The sequence below is a fragment of the Azospirillum sp. TSH100 genome, assembly GCF_004923295.1.
In the GTDB taxonomy this organism is placed as follows: Bacteria; Pseudomonadota; Alphaproteobacteria; order Azospirillales; family Azospirillaceae; genus Azospirillum.
In genome coordinates, this window is record NZ_CP039634.1 from 112,673 (window position 1) to 125,608 (window position 12,936).

Annotated in this window: 14 protein-coding genes; 3 read left to right on the forward strand and 11 right to left on the reverse strand. The window is 67.1% G+C overall.

The genetic code is table 11. From position 1 onward, the window contains the following. Nucleotide 1: 1 nt before the first annotated feature. Nucleotides 2-1,579 (reverse strand): ABC transporter ATP-binding protein, encoded by a 1,578-nt coding sequence (locus E6C72_RS00525; RefSeq protein WP_109086247.1) that lies wholly within the window; start codon nucleotides 1,577-1,579, stop codon nucleotides 2-4. 252 nt (nucleotides 1,580-1,831) lie between these two features. On the opposite strand from E6C72_RS00525, the gene E6C72_RS00530 reads away from it, so the two are divergent. Continuing rightward, entirely contained in the window at nucleotides 1,832-2,746 is a 915-nt protein-coding gene (locus E6C72_RS00530; protein ID WP_109086248.1) for a folate-binding protein YgfZ, read from the forward strand. A 94-nt stretch (nucleotides 2,747-2,840) separates the two neighbouring features. Then, nucleotides 2,841-3,383: a PRC-barrel domain-containing protein gene (locus E6C72_RS00535; RefSeq protein ID WP_109086249.1), complete on the forward strand. Its 543-nt coding sequence runs from the start codon at nucleotides 2,841-2,843 to the stop codon at nucleotides 3,381-3,383. Nucleotides 3,384-3,425: 42 nt separating this feature from the next. On the opposite strand, the gene E6C72_RS00540 is transcribed toward E6C72_RS00535, so the two are convergent. Genes E6C72_RS00540 through crcB form a run of 4 tightly spaced genes read right to left on the reverse strand, consistent with a single transcriptional unit; the run spans nucleotide 3,426 to nucleotide 6,264 of the window. Further along, nucleotides 3,426-4,121, reverse strand: coding sequence for an ATP12 family chaperone protein (locus E6C72_RS00540; protein WP_109086250.1), 696 nt, complete (start codon nucleotides 4,119-4,121; stop codon nucleotides 3,426-3,428). 3 nt (nucleotides 4,122-4,124) lie between these two features. Next, nucleotides 4,125-4,811 carry an HAD-IA family hydrolase gene (locus tag E6C72_RS00545; RefSeq protein ID WP_109086251.1) on the reverse strand — a complete coding sequence of 229 codons (687 nt, stop codon included), beginning with the start codon at nucleotides 4,809-4,811 and terminating at the stop codon, nucleotides 4,125-4,127. Further along, complete coding sequence (locus tag E6C72_RS00550) at nucleotides 4,811-5,863, reverse strand: RluA family pseudouridine synthase (RefSeq protein ID WP_109086252.1); 1,053 nt, start codon at nucleotides 5,861-5,863, stop codon at nucleotides 4,811-4,813. The genes E6C72_RS00545 and E6C72_RS00550 overlap by 1 nt, the downstream gene beginning before the upstream one ends. Next, the gene (crcB, locus tag E6C72_RS00555) at nucleotides 5,863-6,264 is read right to left on the reverse strand and encodes a fluoride efflux transporter CrcB (protein ID WP_109086253.1); all 402 of its coding nucleotides are present in this window, start codon (nucleotides 6,262-6,264) and stop codon (nucleotides 5,863-5,865) included. Before crcB ends, E6C72_RS00550 begins: the two co-directional genes overlap by 1 nt. A gap of 109 nt (nucleotides 6,265-6,373) precedes the next feature. Here crcB and E6C72_RS00560 point away from each other — a divergent pair, with 109 nt between their 5' ends. Continuing rightward, the gene (locus E6C72_RS00560) at nucleotides 6,374-6,937 is read left to right on the forward strand and encodes a cysteine hydrolase family protein (RefSeq protein ID WP_109086254.1); all 564 of its coding nucleotides are present in this window, start codon (nucleotides 6,374-6,376) and stop codon (nucleotides 6,935-6,937) included. A gap of 29 nt (nucleotides 6,938-6,966) precedes the next feature. On the opposite strand, the gene E6C72_RS00565 is transcribed toward E6C72_RS00560, so the two are convergent. From E6C72_RS00565 to E6C72_RS00590, 6 genes are all read right to left on the reverse strand, one after another. Beyond that, a complete protein-coding gene (locus tag E6C72_RS00565; protein ID WP_109086255.1) occupies nucleotides 6,967-7,824 on the reverse strand; it encodes a dienelactone hydrolase family protein in 858 nt (285 codons plus the stop codon). 110 nt (nucleotides 7,825-7,934) lie between these two features. Next, nucleotides 7,935-8,675: an ABC transporter ATP-binding protein gene (locus E6C72_RS00570; protein ID WP_109086256.1), complete on the reverse strand. Its 741-nt coding sequence runs from the start codon at nucleotides 8,673-8,675 to the stop codon at nucleotides 7,935-7,937. Then, complete coding sequence (locus E6C72_RS00575) at nucleotides 8,668-9,915, reverse strand: lipoprotein-releasing ABC transporter permease subunit (protein ID WP_109086257.1); 1,248 nt, start codon at nucleotides 9,913-9,915, stop codon at nucleotides 8,668-8,670. The genes E6C72_RS00570 and E6C72_RS00575 overlap by 8 nt, the downstream gene beginning before the upstream one ends. A 154-nt stretch (nucleotides 9,916-10,069) precedes the next feature. Further along, nucleotides 10,070-11,383 carry a proline--tRNA ligase gene (proS, locus tag E6C72_RS00580; RefSeq protein ID WP_109086258.1) on the reverse strand — a complete coding sequence of 438 codons (1,314 nt, stop codon included), beginning with the start codon at nucleotides 11,381-11,383 and terminating at the stop codon, nucleotides 10,070-10,072. Nucleotides 11,384-11,538: 155 nt separating this feature from the next. Beyond that, nucleotides 11,539-12,015 (reverse strand): hypothetical protein, encoded by a 477-nt coding sequence (locus E6C72_RS00585; protein ID WP_247875758.1) that lies wholly within the window; start codon nucleotides 12,013-12,015, stop codon nucleotides 11,539-11,541. 2 nt (nucleotides 12,016-12,017) lie between these two features. Continuing rightward, on the reverse strand, nucleotides 12,018-12,917 hold the full coding sequence (locus tag E6C72_RS00590) for a hypothetical protein (protein ID WP_109086260.1): 900 nt from the start codon (nucleotides 12,915-12,917) through the stop codon (nucleotides 12,018-12,020). Nucleotides 12,918-12,936: the final 19 nt, after the last annotated feature.

Sequence of the window (12,936 nt, forward strand, 5' to 3'; positions counted from 1 at the left end):
ATCAGACCGCACGCGTGATCTCCCCGTCTTCGTCCGGCGGCGTGCCGAACAGGCCGCCCATCAGCAGGCCGATGCGTTCCACACTCGTCTCGTGCGTCGGCCGGCTGTCGGACAGGCGACCGTGGAACAGCACGGAGATCCGGTCGCTCAGCACGAACAGCTCGTCCAGATCCTGGCTGATGACCAGCACCGCGGCGCCCGAGCGGGCCAGTTCGATCAGCGCCTTGTGGATCGCCGCGGCGGCGCCGGCATCGACGCCCCAGGTCGGCTGGCCGACCACCAGAAGCTTGGGCCTTTGCAGGATTTCGCGGCCGATGATGAATTTCTGAAGGTTGCCGCCCGACAGCGACCGCGCTTCCGCCCGGTGGCCGTGGGCGACGACGTTGAAGCCGCGGATGATCGTCTCGGCATAGGCGCGGGCGCGGGCGAAATGGACCATGCCGCCGCGCACCAGCGGCTCGCGGGCATAGCCCGACAGCAGCGCATTCTCCGACAGGCTGAGTTCCGGCACCGCGCCGCGACCCAGCCGCTCCTCCGGCACGAAGGCGAGGCCGAGCGCACGGCGGGCCCGTGGCCCCAGATGCCCGGCCGACGTGCCCTCGATCACCACGGCGTCGGCGTCGGCAAGCAGCACCTCGCCGCTGAGCGCCGCCATCAGTTCCGCCTGTCCGTTGCCGGCGACACCGGCGATGCCGAGGATTTCCCCGGCCCGCACCTCGAAGTTGACGTCCTTCAGGTTGGTGGCGAAGGGGTTGTCGGAGGTGGTGGACAAATGCCGCACCGTCAGGCGCGCCGCACCGGCGGCACGCTGCGGCGGCCGTTCGGGGGTGGAGAGCTCCGCCCCCATCATCATCTCGGCAAGGCTGCGCGCCGTCTCCTGCCGTGGGTCGGTGGCGCCCACCACCTTGCCGGCGCGCAGCACGGTGGCGCGGCTGCACAGCGCGCGGATTTCCTCCAGCTTGTGCGAGATGTAGAGGATCGTGCAACCCTCCGCCGCCAAAACGCGCAGCGTCTCGAACAGCTTGCTCGCCTCCTGCGGCGTCAGGACGGAGGTCGGCTCGTCCATGATGAGCAGCTTGGGGTCCTGCAACAGGCAGCGCACGATCTCCACCCGCTGCCGCTCGCCCACCGACAGATGGAAGACGTGGCGGCCGGGGTCAAGCGCCAGCCCATAACGCTCGGACACCTCGCGGATGCGGCCGGCGAGCTGGTCCATCGGCCCGGCATTGTCGAGACCGAGCGCGATGTTCTCCGTCACCGTCAGCGTGTCGAACAGCGAGAAATGCTGGAACACCATGCCGATGCCGAGGCGGCGCGCGCCGGCCGGGTCGGGCACGGTCGTCTCCGCACCCTGCCACAGCATGCTGCCGGAATCGGGGTGCAGCACCCCATAGATCATCTTGACCAGGGTGGACTTGCCGGCTCCGTTCTCCCCCAGCAGCGCATGGATCTCGCCCGGTTGCAGGACGAGATCGACATGGTCGTTGGCGAGACAGCCGGGGAATCGCTTGGTGATGCCGCGCAGCTCCAAACGGGGCGGCGGAGCGTCCGGGGGAAAGGTCTCGGCGTGCGAAGGCAAGGAGGAGGAATCCGGGAAAAGGTCAAACCTGTATGGCATTGCCAAAGCCGTGCCACCGCTACCAACAGAGTAATCCGGCGGCACCACCGGCCGTCAACAGCCGATCCTCTGCCCAACGGTGATGCATCTGCCGCTTTGGTCATCATGCCACAGTCGCTGTCGACAACCCAGCCTTCCGCCATGCGGCAAACCCTTGCCAGCCGGACCGTTCGGTCCAACACTTTAGGCAATAGCGTGAAAGGGAGGTTCGAGATGTCGGCGGGTTATGCAGTGCTTGGCCAGCGGAGCGTGGTGGCGGTGTCGGGCGAGGACCGCAAGGCCTTCCTGCAAGGGCTGGTGTCCAACGACGTGCTGCGGGTCACGCAAGACCATGCCGCCTATGCCCTGTTCCTGACCCCTCAGGGGAAGTTCCTGCATGACTTCACGCTTGTCGAGTCGGGCAGCGGAGAGGACGCCGCCCTGCTGCTCGACCCGGAGACGGACCGCCGCGCCGACCTGCTGCGCCGGCTGAAGATGTACAAGCTGCGCTCCAAAATCACCCTGGAGGACCGGGCGGAGCAGCTGCGCGTGGCCGTCGCCTTCGGCGTCGGCGCATTGGAAGCGCTGGGGCTGCCGGCCGAACCGGGCGCGGCGCGGCCCTTCGGGGGGGGCGTCGCCTTCACCGACCCTCGGCTGCCGGCGCTGGGCGCCCGCCTGTTCCTGCCGATTGACGGGATATCGGCGCTGGTGTCGTCCGGGTTAACGCAGCGTGAAGTGGCGGACTATGACCGTCTGCGCCTGTCACTCGGCGTGCCCGACGGCACGCTGGACCTGATCCCGGAGAAGTCGATCCCGCTGGAAAGCCGGATGGACGCGCTGAACGCCATATCCTGGGACAAAGGCTGCTATATGGGGCAGGAGCTGACCGCCCGCACCAAGTACCGCGCCCTCATCAAGAAGAAGCTGTTCCCGGTCACCTTCGACGGCACTGCGCCGGAGGCCGGCACCCCGGTGACGCTGGACGGCAAGGACGCCGGCGAAATCCGCAGTGGCCGCGATGGCGCGGCGCTCGCCCTGCTGCGGCTGGAGGATGTCCAACACGCGACCGAGTCCGGGCTGACCTTCCAGGCAGGGTCGGCAGCCCTGACGCCACGCGAACCCGAGTGGGACCATACCACGAAGGGTTAGTCCCTCACCGAAAGAATTCCCGGAAGGAGAGATCAAACTGGCTGCGCTCCTGTTGTTCTGATGTCTTCAGACACAACGCAAAAGGAGCCACCCCATGCGTCGCACCCTGATCGTCACCGCCGCCTCGCTGGCTCTGATGACCGGCGCCGCCGTCGCGCAGACCTCGTCGCCGACCGTGGGCAACCCGTCCTCGTCGACCTCCAGCATGTCGAACACCGCGTCGCCGGACAGCGCCACCAGCAGCGGCATGACCAAGTCCGGTCCGACGGGAGGCCAGCTCGCCAGCGCCGACGAGCTGATCGGCAAGAACGTCTACGGCCGCGACAACAACAAGATCGGCGAGGTCGACGACGTGATCCTCGACGCCAACGGCCAGGCCAAGCAGCTGGTGATCAGCTCCGGCGGCTTCCTCGGCATCGGCGAGAAGCAGGTCGCGGTCGATTACAGCGCCGCCAACTGGGATTCGCAGAACAACCGCCTGAACCTCGCCGGCATGAGCCGCGACGACGTCAAGGCGATGCCGGACTTCAAGTACGACGACACGATGACGTCGCTGAACAAGAACCGGAAGCCAGCGGAGAAGGAAACGGTCGCCCCTGGCGCCGCCCCGACCACCGGCAGCAGCACGGTGAAGTAACGTTCTTTACAGCTTGAGGTGGGGGCATGACGCCCCCGCCCATCATCCCCGCAGCAAATCCACGAACCGCCGGCAGGCCACGATCTCCGCGCGCACGTTCGCGCGGCGCTTCGTGGCCTCGGCGTCTTCGCCCCATTGCTCGATCTGGTAGGTCTCGTCCAGCTGCGAGACCTCGAACGCCTCTTCGGCACTCAAGCGGCCCTCCAGCAGAGCCAGCGCGACGATGATCGACCCGCAGACCCCGGTGGCGGTCTGGAGCGCCGACAGAGTCCAGTCGTCCGTGCGCTCCACGACCCGGCGCAGGGCGGCCAGCGCCTCCTCGGGCTGCGGCTTCGGCATCAGGCCGGCGCAGACATGCAGCGGTGCGTCATAGGTCAGCGCCGCCCAATCCAGCAACGGCTGCCAGACCTGGGCCTGCCGCTCCACCAGCGGCTGGGGATGCTCGGCGCGGTAGCACAGCAGATCGGTGCCGGCATAGGCGCTGATGGCATGCACGATGTCCGGCCGCTTGGCCGGGATCAGGTCGACGGCGGTGCTCGACAGCTGCATCAGCGGCATGGAATGGGCATCGATCTGGTCACCCTGTGCATCCCATTCATCCGCCACGCCCTGGGCCAGCGGCCGGCTGGGAAAGACCAGTGGCGCCTTGGCCGGGCTGCGCACCGGACGGCCGTCCAGCTCGACCCGGAAGCCGCCCTCGGCCTCGCCGACACCCGCCGCCTTGTAGAAACGCTTCATCGCTTACCCTTCCAAAAGCTCCAGCACCGCAGTGGCGACATCGCGCCCGCGGTGTACGATGCGGTCGGCCCCGGCCCTCTCCAGCTCCGGCACCGCATGATAGCCCCAGGAGACGCCCACCGATCGCACCCGCGCGTTGCGGGCCATCTGAATGTCGTAGGTGGTGTCGCCGATCACAACCGTTGCCGCCTCTTCCGCGCCGGTCTCGGCCAGCGCCCGCTGCACCATGTGCGGGTTCGGCTTGCCAGGACCGACGTCGGCGGTCTGCAAGGTGACGAAGCGGCCGGTCAGCCCATGGCCCTTCAACACCGCGTCCAGCCCGCGCCGCGACTTGCCGGTGGCGACCCCCAGCAGCACCCCCGCCGCCTCCAGCGCCTCCAGCGTGTCGAGGATGCCGGGGAACAGCGGCTCGTCCACCTCGCCCCGGCTGCGGGCGCCGGAGAAGGCGCGCTTGTAGCTCTCCGCCACCGAGACATGCAGTTCCGCATCGCGCTGCGGCAGCAGAAGGACCACCGCCTCGACCAGCGACAGCCCGACCATGCGGCGGACATCCGCCGGGTCGGGTTCGCCCAGCCCATGTTCGGCCCAGGCCTGCGTCATGGCGTCGATGATGGCGAACTGGCTGTCGACCAGCGTGCCGTCACAGTCGAACAGAGCCAGTCGCAGCGGCGATTTCCCTTCAGGCCCCATCACTCGAAATCCTCGAACGGGTCGTCGCGCAGGTTGGGGCTGAAGCCGAAATACTTCCAGGTCGCCTGCATGTGGTCGGGCAACGGCGCCGTCACGTCGATGGTCTTGCCGCCGCGCGGGTGGGGCAGGATCAGCCGGCGGGCATGCAGGTGCAGCTTCTTCGCCACCTCCGCCCCGGCCAGGAAGGCGCCCTGCCCGGCATATTTGCCGTCGCCCAGGATCGGCGTTCCGACGGCGGCCATGTGGACCCGCAGCTGGTGGGTGCGGCCGGTCAGCGGCCACATGGCGACGAAGGCCGCCTGCTTGCCGACATTCTCCTGCACCGAATAGACGGTGACGGCGCGCTTACCCTCTTCCTTGTTCTCCGCCACCCGCTCGCCATGCGGGCCGCCTTCCTTCGCCAGCGCCAGATCGATCTTGCCCTGGTAGGGCGTCGGCACGCCGACGGTGACTGCCCAATAGATCTTCCGCACGGCACTGCCGCGGAACAGCTCGGTCAGCTTGCTCGCGGCGAATGTGGTGCGGGCCAGCAGCAGGACGCCCGAGGTGTCCTTGTCCAGCCGGTGGACCAGCTTCGGCCGTTCCTTGCCGTCGAAGCGCAGGGCGTCCAGCATGGCGTCGAGATGCTTGGAGGTGCCGGTGCCGCCCTGCACCGCCAGACCGGCCGGCTTGTTGATGGCGATCACGTCGGCGTCGCGGTAGAGCACCAGCGCCTGCAGCTCTGCGATCTGCTTGTCCGACATGCCCTTGGGCTTGCCCGGTCCCTGGTTCGGCCCCTTGACCGGGGCGGCCCAGGCGGCCAGCGGCGGGATGCGCACGCCCTGCCCCGCCGCCAGCCGCGACGACGTCTCCGCCCGCTTGCCGTCGATGCGGACCTGACCGGTGCGCAGCAGCTTCTGCAGGTAGCTGTGGTTCACGTCGGGGAAATGCCGTTTGAACCAGCGGTCGAGCCGCATGTCGGCCTCGTCGGCCGTCACGATGCGGGTTTCAACCTTGCTGTCGCCCTTGGCTTCGGTCGAAGCGTTGTCGGCGGTATCGGGAGAGTCAGTCATCAGAGGGACACCGAAACAAGAGAACGCACGGCCCACAGGCCGGCAAAGAAGCCCACCACGCTGAACAGCGTCGAGGCGAGGAAGTAGCCCGCCGCCGCGGCGATCTCGTCACGGGCGACGAGGACGCCGATGTCCAGCGTGAAGGAGGAGAAGGTGGTGAAGCCGCCCAGGATGCCGACCAGAAGGAAGGCCCGCAGTTCCGGCGACGGCGACCATGTCAGCGCCGACAGTTCCGACAGCACCCCCATTACCGTGCAGCCGATGATGTTGACGATGATCGTCCCCACCGGAAAGCGGGTGCCGACGGACTGCGCGATCACCATCAGCAGCAGGTAACGCGCCACCGAACCGGTGGCACCGCCGACAGCGACGGCGAGCAATGACAGGGGGGATGCGAGCACGACGCCTCCGGACGAGCGCTGGAACGGGGAAACAGGGGTGAAGCGCCGGATTAGAGCCAGAAACCGGCGGACTTGTCACGCGATGGACAATCGCGGCAGGATCGCAGGTATGGAAACCTTGCCCCCCAACGCCGCATTGCTGATCGTCGACCTGCAAAAGGCCGTCGACGATCCATACTGGAGCCGGATCGGCCCGCGCAACAATCCGCAGGCGGAGGCCAACGTCGCCGCATTGCTGGCCGCCTGGCGACGGGAAGGACGACCGGTTGTCCACATCCGCCATGATTCTGTGGAGCCGGACTCCACCTACCGGCCCGGCGGCCCTAGCCATGCCTTCAAGGCGGAGGCGATGCCGTTGCCCGGAGAAACCGTGTTCGGCAAGCGGGTGAACAGTGCCTTTATCGGCACCGGGCTCGACGAATGGCTGCGCGGCCGCGGCATCGCCACGCTGGTGGTGGCCGGCGTCATCACCAACAACAGCGTCGAGGCCACTGTGCGGATGGCCGGCAACCTCGGCTACGACGTGCGTCTGGTCGCCGACGCCTGCTTCACCTTCGCCAGGCTCGACCGCTCGGGCCGGCTGCGCACGGCGAACGAGGTCCACGACCTGTCGCTTGCCAACATGGACGGCGAGTATGCGACGGTCGTGGACACGGCGGAGGTTCTGGGCTGAGGCCCTCTCCCAGAGAGGAGAGGGATATGTCAGGCCAGTTTCGCCTTCAGGAACTCCACCGTCCGCTTCCAGGCGAGATCGGCGGCGTCCTTGTTGTAGCGCTCGGCCGAAGTGTCGTTGTGGAAGGCGTGGTTGACGCCGTCATAGACGTAGATCTGGTGTTCCACACCGGCCTTCTTCAGCGCCTCGTCATAAGCGGGAATGCCCGCGTTGATGCGCTGGTCCAGCCCGGCATAATGCAGCAGCAGCGGCGACTTGACCGTGGTGACCAGCGCCGGGTCGGGAATCGGTCCGTAGAAGGCAACGCCGGCCTTCAGGTCGGGCGCCTTAATCGCCAACCGGTTGACCATACCGCCGCCCCAGCAGAAACCGACAGTCCCGACCTTGGCCGAGGAATAGCGGTAGGCCATCAGATAGCTCATGGCCGCGATCAGATTGTTGACCGTCTTGTCGGCGTCGAGCTGGCCGATCATGTCGCGGGCCTTGTCGGCGTCCTGCGGCGTGCCGCCCAGCGGCGACAGCAGGTCGGGCGCCAGCGCGACGAAGCCTTCGGTGGCAAGGCGGCGGGTGACGTCCTCGACATAGGCGTTCAGGCCGCGGTTCTCGTGGATGACCACCACCGCCGGCGCCTTGTCGGCCAGTTTCGGCCGGGCGAGATAGCCCGAAACATCGCCGGTTGCCCCTTGGAAAGAAACCTTCTCGGCCGCCAGACGGCTGTCATCTTCGGCAACCACGGCGGCGCGGGCATAGTTCGGTTCGATCGCCGCCAGAATAGCGGGAATGGCTGCCGCACTGCCGGCCAGCGCCGCCAGCCGTTCCAGGAAGACCCGGCGCGGCAGCGGCGCATGGGTGTATTCGTCATAGAGGTCGATAATCCGCTGATCCATCCCCGTTGCCCCCTGTTTTGCCTGATGCCGCAGCTCAGCCGGTGCGGTCGCGCAAGGAGAGTGGGGGCACGGCGCCGGCTTGGCAACCGGGGGGAGGCTCCGCTTTCGGCCTATGACGCTTCCGGAACGGCTTCGCTCAGCGGAACGAGCTCGGACGGCTGGTATTCGACCAGATGGCCGTCGCGCATCTCCAGCACCCGGTCCATGCGGCGGGCGAGGTCAAGATTGTGGGTCGCCACCAGGGCGCCGACCTTGGCCTGACGGACGATGGCCGACAGCATGGCGAAGACATGCTCTGCCGTGTGGGGGTCGAGGTTGCCGGTCGGCTCGTCGGCGATCAGCAGCGACGGGGCGTTGGCCAGAGCGCGGGCGATGGCGACTCGCTGCTGCTCGCCGCCGGACAGGCGGGCCGGGCGGTGGGTGCCGCGCTGCTCCAGCCCGACCATGCGCAGAAGCTCGTCAGCCCGCTGGCGGGCGACCGACTTCGACACCCCGGCGATCATCTGCGGCAGGACGATGTTCTCTCGCGCCGAAAATTCCGGCAGAAGATGATGGAACTGGTAGACGAAGCCGATGGAGCGGCGGCGCACCTCGGTCCGCTTGCCGTCGTCCAGGTTGGAGACGTCGGTGCCGGCGATGCGCACCGTGCCGCCGGTGGGGCGTTCCAGCAGGCCGGCAATGTGCAGCAGCGTCGATTTGCCGGCCCCCGACGGACCGACCAGCGCCACCAGTTCGCCGGCGCCGACGGTCAGATCGACACCGCGCAGCACCTCCAGCGTCTCGCCCGCCTGCTCGAAGCGGCGGACGATCCCCTTCAGTTCCAGCATCGGCTGCATGATCGCATCACTCATAGCGCAGGGCCTCCACCGGGTCGAGCCGGGCGGCGCGCCAGGACGGGTAGATGGTGGCGGCGAAGGACAGGCCCAGCGCCATCAGCGTCACCTGCACCACCTCGCTCCAGTCGATCTTGGCCGGCAGGTGGGACAGGAAATAGATCTCGGCGTTGAACAGGTTGGTTCCGGTCAGCCCCTGGATGACCTGACGGATGCTCTCGATGTTCAGCGCGAAGGACACGCCGAGCGCCAACCCCAGCAGTGTCCCCGTCACGCCGACGCTGGCGCCGGACAGGAAGAAGATGCGCATGATCATGCCGCGCGTCGCGCCCATGGTGCGCAGGATCGCGATGTCGCGCCCCTTGTCCTTCACCAGCATGATCAGGCTGGAAATGATGTTGAACGCCGCGACCATGATGATCAGAGACAGGATCAGGAACATCACGTTGCGTTCAACCTGGAGCGCCGTAAAGAAGCTGGCGTTGGACTGCTGCCAATCGACCACCCGGCCCTCGCCCGCCACCGCCGACTGGACGGCGGCGCGTGCGGCTCCGATCTGCATGGGATCGCTGACGAACACCTCCAGCGAGGTGACCGCGTCCCCGGTGCGGAAGAAGGCCTGCGCCTCCTCCAGCGGCAGGAAGATGAAGCTGTTGTCGTATTCGAACATGCCGACGTCGAAGATCGCGCCGATGGGATAGCTGCGCATCCGCGGCACCGTGCCGAAGGCGGTGACGTTGCCCTGGGGGGCGATCAGCGTGATCTGGTCGCCGACCGACAGGCCAAGCCGCTGGGCCATGCGCACACCGATGGCGACACGGTCCTCGCCGAATTCGTCGACCGAACCGCGGACGATGTTGCTGGCGAGCGTCGGGCGCACCTTGAAGTCTTCCGCCCGCACGCCGCGGATGACGGCACCGGACGCCGCGCCGCGCACCGACACCAGCGCCTGCCCCTCCACCGTCGGGGTGACGTTGACCACGCCCGGCGTGTTGCGCAGCTTGCCGGCCAGGATGTCGAAGTCCGGCAGCGGCCCGCCGCGCGAGCTGTAGACGTTGAGGTGGCCGTTGAGACCGAGCACCCGGCCCAGCAACTCCGCCCGGAAGCCGTTCATCACCGCCATCACGATGATGAGCGTCGCCACGCCGAGCGCGATGCCCAGCAGCGAGAAGCCCGCGATGACCGAGATGAAGCCTTCCTGGCGGCGCGCCCGAAGGTAACGCATCGCGACCATGCGTTCGAAGGCGTTGAAGATCATGCGGCTGGGATCCTGTGGGGAAGGTCCTGTGACGGGGCGGCCCGATGGATGGGCGGAACCGAAGCCCTACATAAGAACGTGGGCGTGGCGGGAAAAGGGCAAAGCCCGGATCGCCAGCTTCGGCGATCCGGGCTTCCTTTTCGGGCTAGGCCGATCAGCCCAGCAGCTTCGCCAGCGCCGCCTCGACCGGCAGCTCTTCCTTCTCGCCGGTGGCGCGGCGCTTCAGTTCGACGACGCCGTTCTTCAGACCGCGCGGGCCGACGACCAGCTGCCAGGGAACGCCGATCAGGTCCATATCGGCGAACTTGGCGCCGGGGCGCTCGTCGCGATCGTCATAGGCGACTTCCAGGCCGGCCGATTCGAGCTTGGCGTATAGCTCGGCGCAGACACGGTCGGTCTCGGCATCGCCGGACTTCAGGTTGATCAGGCCGACGTTGAAGGGAGCCACGGCGTCGGGCCAGATGATGCCGTTGTCGTCATGGCTGGCCTCGATGATCGCCCCCATCAGGCGCGACACGCCGATGCCGTAGCTGCCCATCTCAACCGGGATCGACTCGCCGTTCGGGCCGGCGACCACGGCGTTCATCGGCTTGGAGTATTTGGTGCCGAAGTTGAAGATGTGGCCGACCTCGATGCCGCGGGCCGATACCAGATCGGCGTCCGGAACCGGGCTGTTCGCCGGGTCGTGCTTCTCGTCCGTCGCCGCATAGATGGAGGTGATGCGGTCGAAGAAGGGCTGCAGGTCGTCCTCCATGCCGGGGGCGTCCTTCAGCACATCCAGGTTCATCCAGTCCTTGTGGCAGAAGACACCGCTCTCGCCGGTCTCGGCCAGGATGATGAACTCGTGGCTCAGGTCGCCGCCGATCGGGCCGGTGTCGGCACGCATCGGGATCGCCTTCAGCCCGATGCGGGCGAAGGTGCGCAGGTAGGCCAGGAACATCTTCTGGTAGGAGCGGCGGGCACCGGCCGGGTCGATGTCGAACGAATAGGCGTCCTTCATCAGGAATTCGCGGCCGCGCATCACGCCGAAGCGCGGGCGGATCTCGTCACGGAACTTCCACTGGATGTGGTAGAGATTAAGCGGCAACTGTCGGTAGCTCTTGACGAAGGACCGGAAGATGTCGGTGATCATCTCCTCGTTCGTCGGGCCGAACAGCATTTCGCGGTCGTGGCGGTCCGTGATGCGCAGCATCTCCTTGCCGTAATCGTCATAGCGGCCGCTCTCGCGCCACAGATCGGCCGACTGGATGGTCGGCATCAGCAGTTCCTGCGCGCCGGCGGCGTCCTGCTCCTCGCGGACGATCTGCTCGATCTTGCGCAGAACCCGATAGCCCAGCGGCAGCCAGGCATAGATGCCGGCGCTGGTCTGGCGGATCATCCCGGCCCGCAGCATCAGGCGGTGCGAGACGATCTGCGCCTCGGTCGGGGTCTCCTTGAGGGTCGGCATGAAGAAGCTGGACAGCCGCATGGCTCTGCTCTCGTGTGCGAGGTGTTCGACAAGGCCGAGGCACCCGCTGCTTCGCGAGGAAAGAGCGGACACGACGGCGGGTGAGCGACTTTAGGAAGGTCGCCCGCACTTGTCCACTGTAAGCCCCCCGCCGGGCCTGCCGTCCGCCCCTCTCGTCAGCGGGTGCGGCAATAGGCGTAGAGGCGTTCCTCGGCCCCCGGATCGATCGGCTGACCGTTCAGATAGAGCCGGTCGCCGACGACGCTGAGCCAGACCGCGGTGACGTCGTTGGGCAGAAAGGGCACCGACGGCAGAGCCACCCCCATGCGCCGGGCGAGATCGATCGACAGCGGCAGGTCGATGGGAATCGGCGGCTGCGCGCCGGCACTGCCCGGCAGATCGGCCGGAGCGACCGCGCGGCCATTCACATCCACACCCGGCCGGTATTCAACGTCGGCGGCCGGTACGTGGCGGGTAAGCCGCTGGCACAGCGACAGATCGACCACCGGCCGGTCGCGGCCAGTGTCGGGGGCCAGCGGGATCGGTCCCGGCAGCGGCGGCTGGGATCGAGACTGGGATTGGGCCGGGACGGGCGCCGCCATCGCGACGGAAAGAGCCAGCACCGTCACACCGGCGCACAGGACACTGCGCATGCTCACAGCGTGTGCCGTTCGGCCACCGGGGCCGGGTTGCGCATGGCCTTCCAGTAAAGCGACAGGTAGGGCATTCCTTTTTCCGCCTCCTCCTGGGTCCGCGCCGACTGGCGGATGTATTTGCCGATGAATGGCTTGTTGACGTGCTCCAGGTCGACCGCGGCCTTCAGCACCAGGAACTCGCCGATCTTGTCCGGCAGATTGTAATGCCATTTCTGAAGACAATCGGAGGTCACGCCCGGCTTCGCCTGTTCCGGTTCAGGCAGGTAGAATTCCTGGTGATGATACTGCGTGATTTCCTTCCACGCCTGCGCCACGCGGCCCGGCTTCAGGCGCGGCAAAGCCTTCAGGATGCGGACATCGTCATGGAACAGCGGCAGGAAGCCGCGCTTTTCCGCCAGTTCGGTCAGCATGGTGTGCAGGCCGGCCATCACGCCGCCTTCCACCCCCTCGCCACCGCTCCCCCCTGCCTTCTCCTCGCGGCGCCGGCCGAACAAGGCACTGAAGAACCCTTTCTTCGGTTTGGACTGTCCGCCGTTGCCGCCATCCTGCCCGACCTTCCGTTCGTCCCACAGCGAGTCCCAGGCATATTCCCAGGCGGTGAAGATGGCGTTCGACCGGTCATCCAGAACGGTCAGCAGATATTCCCGTCCTTCACGCGCCCAATCGACGTCACCGACGATGGCGCGCACCGGACGGCGGCTGAGCACCACCGGCAGGATGCCGACGCGAACCAGTTCCTGATAGAATTCGACAAAGGACGGGGTCTGGATAAAGGGCAGCATCGAGCATGGCTGTTGCTCAGGCGCCAGCAGCTCCATGCTTTTCTTGGTGCGCTCCAACAGTTCGGCCGCCACAACCGCCGCGAACTGATTGAAGCGTTCGTTTTCATTCGCGGCCATCGGCGTCTCGACTGTCGTC

Bases quoted from the DNA above. Each gene is read 5' to 3' on its own strand.
- E6C72_RS00530 (WP_109086248.1), top strand. From the start codon at position 1,832: ATGTCGGCGGGTTATGCAGTGCTTGGCCAGCGGAGCGTGGTGGCGGTG.
- E6C72_RS00535 (WP_109086249.1), top strand. From the start codon at position 2,841: ATGCGTCGCACCCTGATCGTCACCGCCGCCTCGCTGGCTCTGATGACC.
- E6C72_RS00540 (WP_109086250.1), bottom strand. From the start codon at position 4,121: ATGAAGCGTTTCTACAAGGCGGCGGGTGTCGGCGAGGCCGAGGGCGGC.
- E6C72_RS00545 (WP_109086251.1), bottom strand. From the start codon at position 4,811: ATGGGGCCTGAAGGGAAATCGCCGCTGCGACTGGCTCTGTTCGACTGT.
- E6C72_RS00550 (WP_109086252.1), bottom strand. From the start codon at position 5,863: ATGACTGACTCTCCCGATACCGCCGACAACGCTTCGACCGAAGCCAAG.
- E6C72_RS00560 (WP_109086254.1), top strand. From the start codon at position 6,374: ATGGAAACCTTGCCCCCCAACGCCGCATTGCTGATCGTCGACCTGCAA.
- E6C72_RS00565 (WP_109086255.1), bottom strand. From the start codon at position 7,824: ATGGATCAGCGGATTATCGACCTCTATGACGAATACACCCATGCGCCG.
- E6C72_RS00570 (WP_109086256.1), bottom strand. From the start codon at position 8,675: ATGAGTGATGCGATCATGCAGCCGATGCTGGAACTGAAGGGGATCGTC.
- E6C72_RS00575 (WP_109086257.1), bottom strand. From the start codon at position 9,915: ATGATCTTCAACGCCTTCGAACGCATGGTCGCGATGCGTTACCTTCGG.
- proS (WP_109086258.1), bottom strand. From the start codon at position 11,383: ATGCGGCTGTCCAGCTTCTTCATGCCGACCCTCAAGGAGACCCCGACC.
- E6C72_RS00585 (WP_247875758.1), bottom strand. From the start codon at position 12,015: ATGCGCAGTGTCCTGTGCGCCGGTGTGACGGTGCTGGCTCTTTCCGTC.
- E6C72_RS00590 (WP_109086260.1), bottom strand. From the start codon at position 12,917: ATGGCCGCGAATGAAAACGAACGCTTCAATCAGTTCGCGGCGGTTGTG.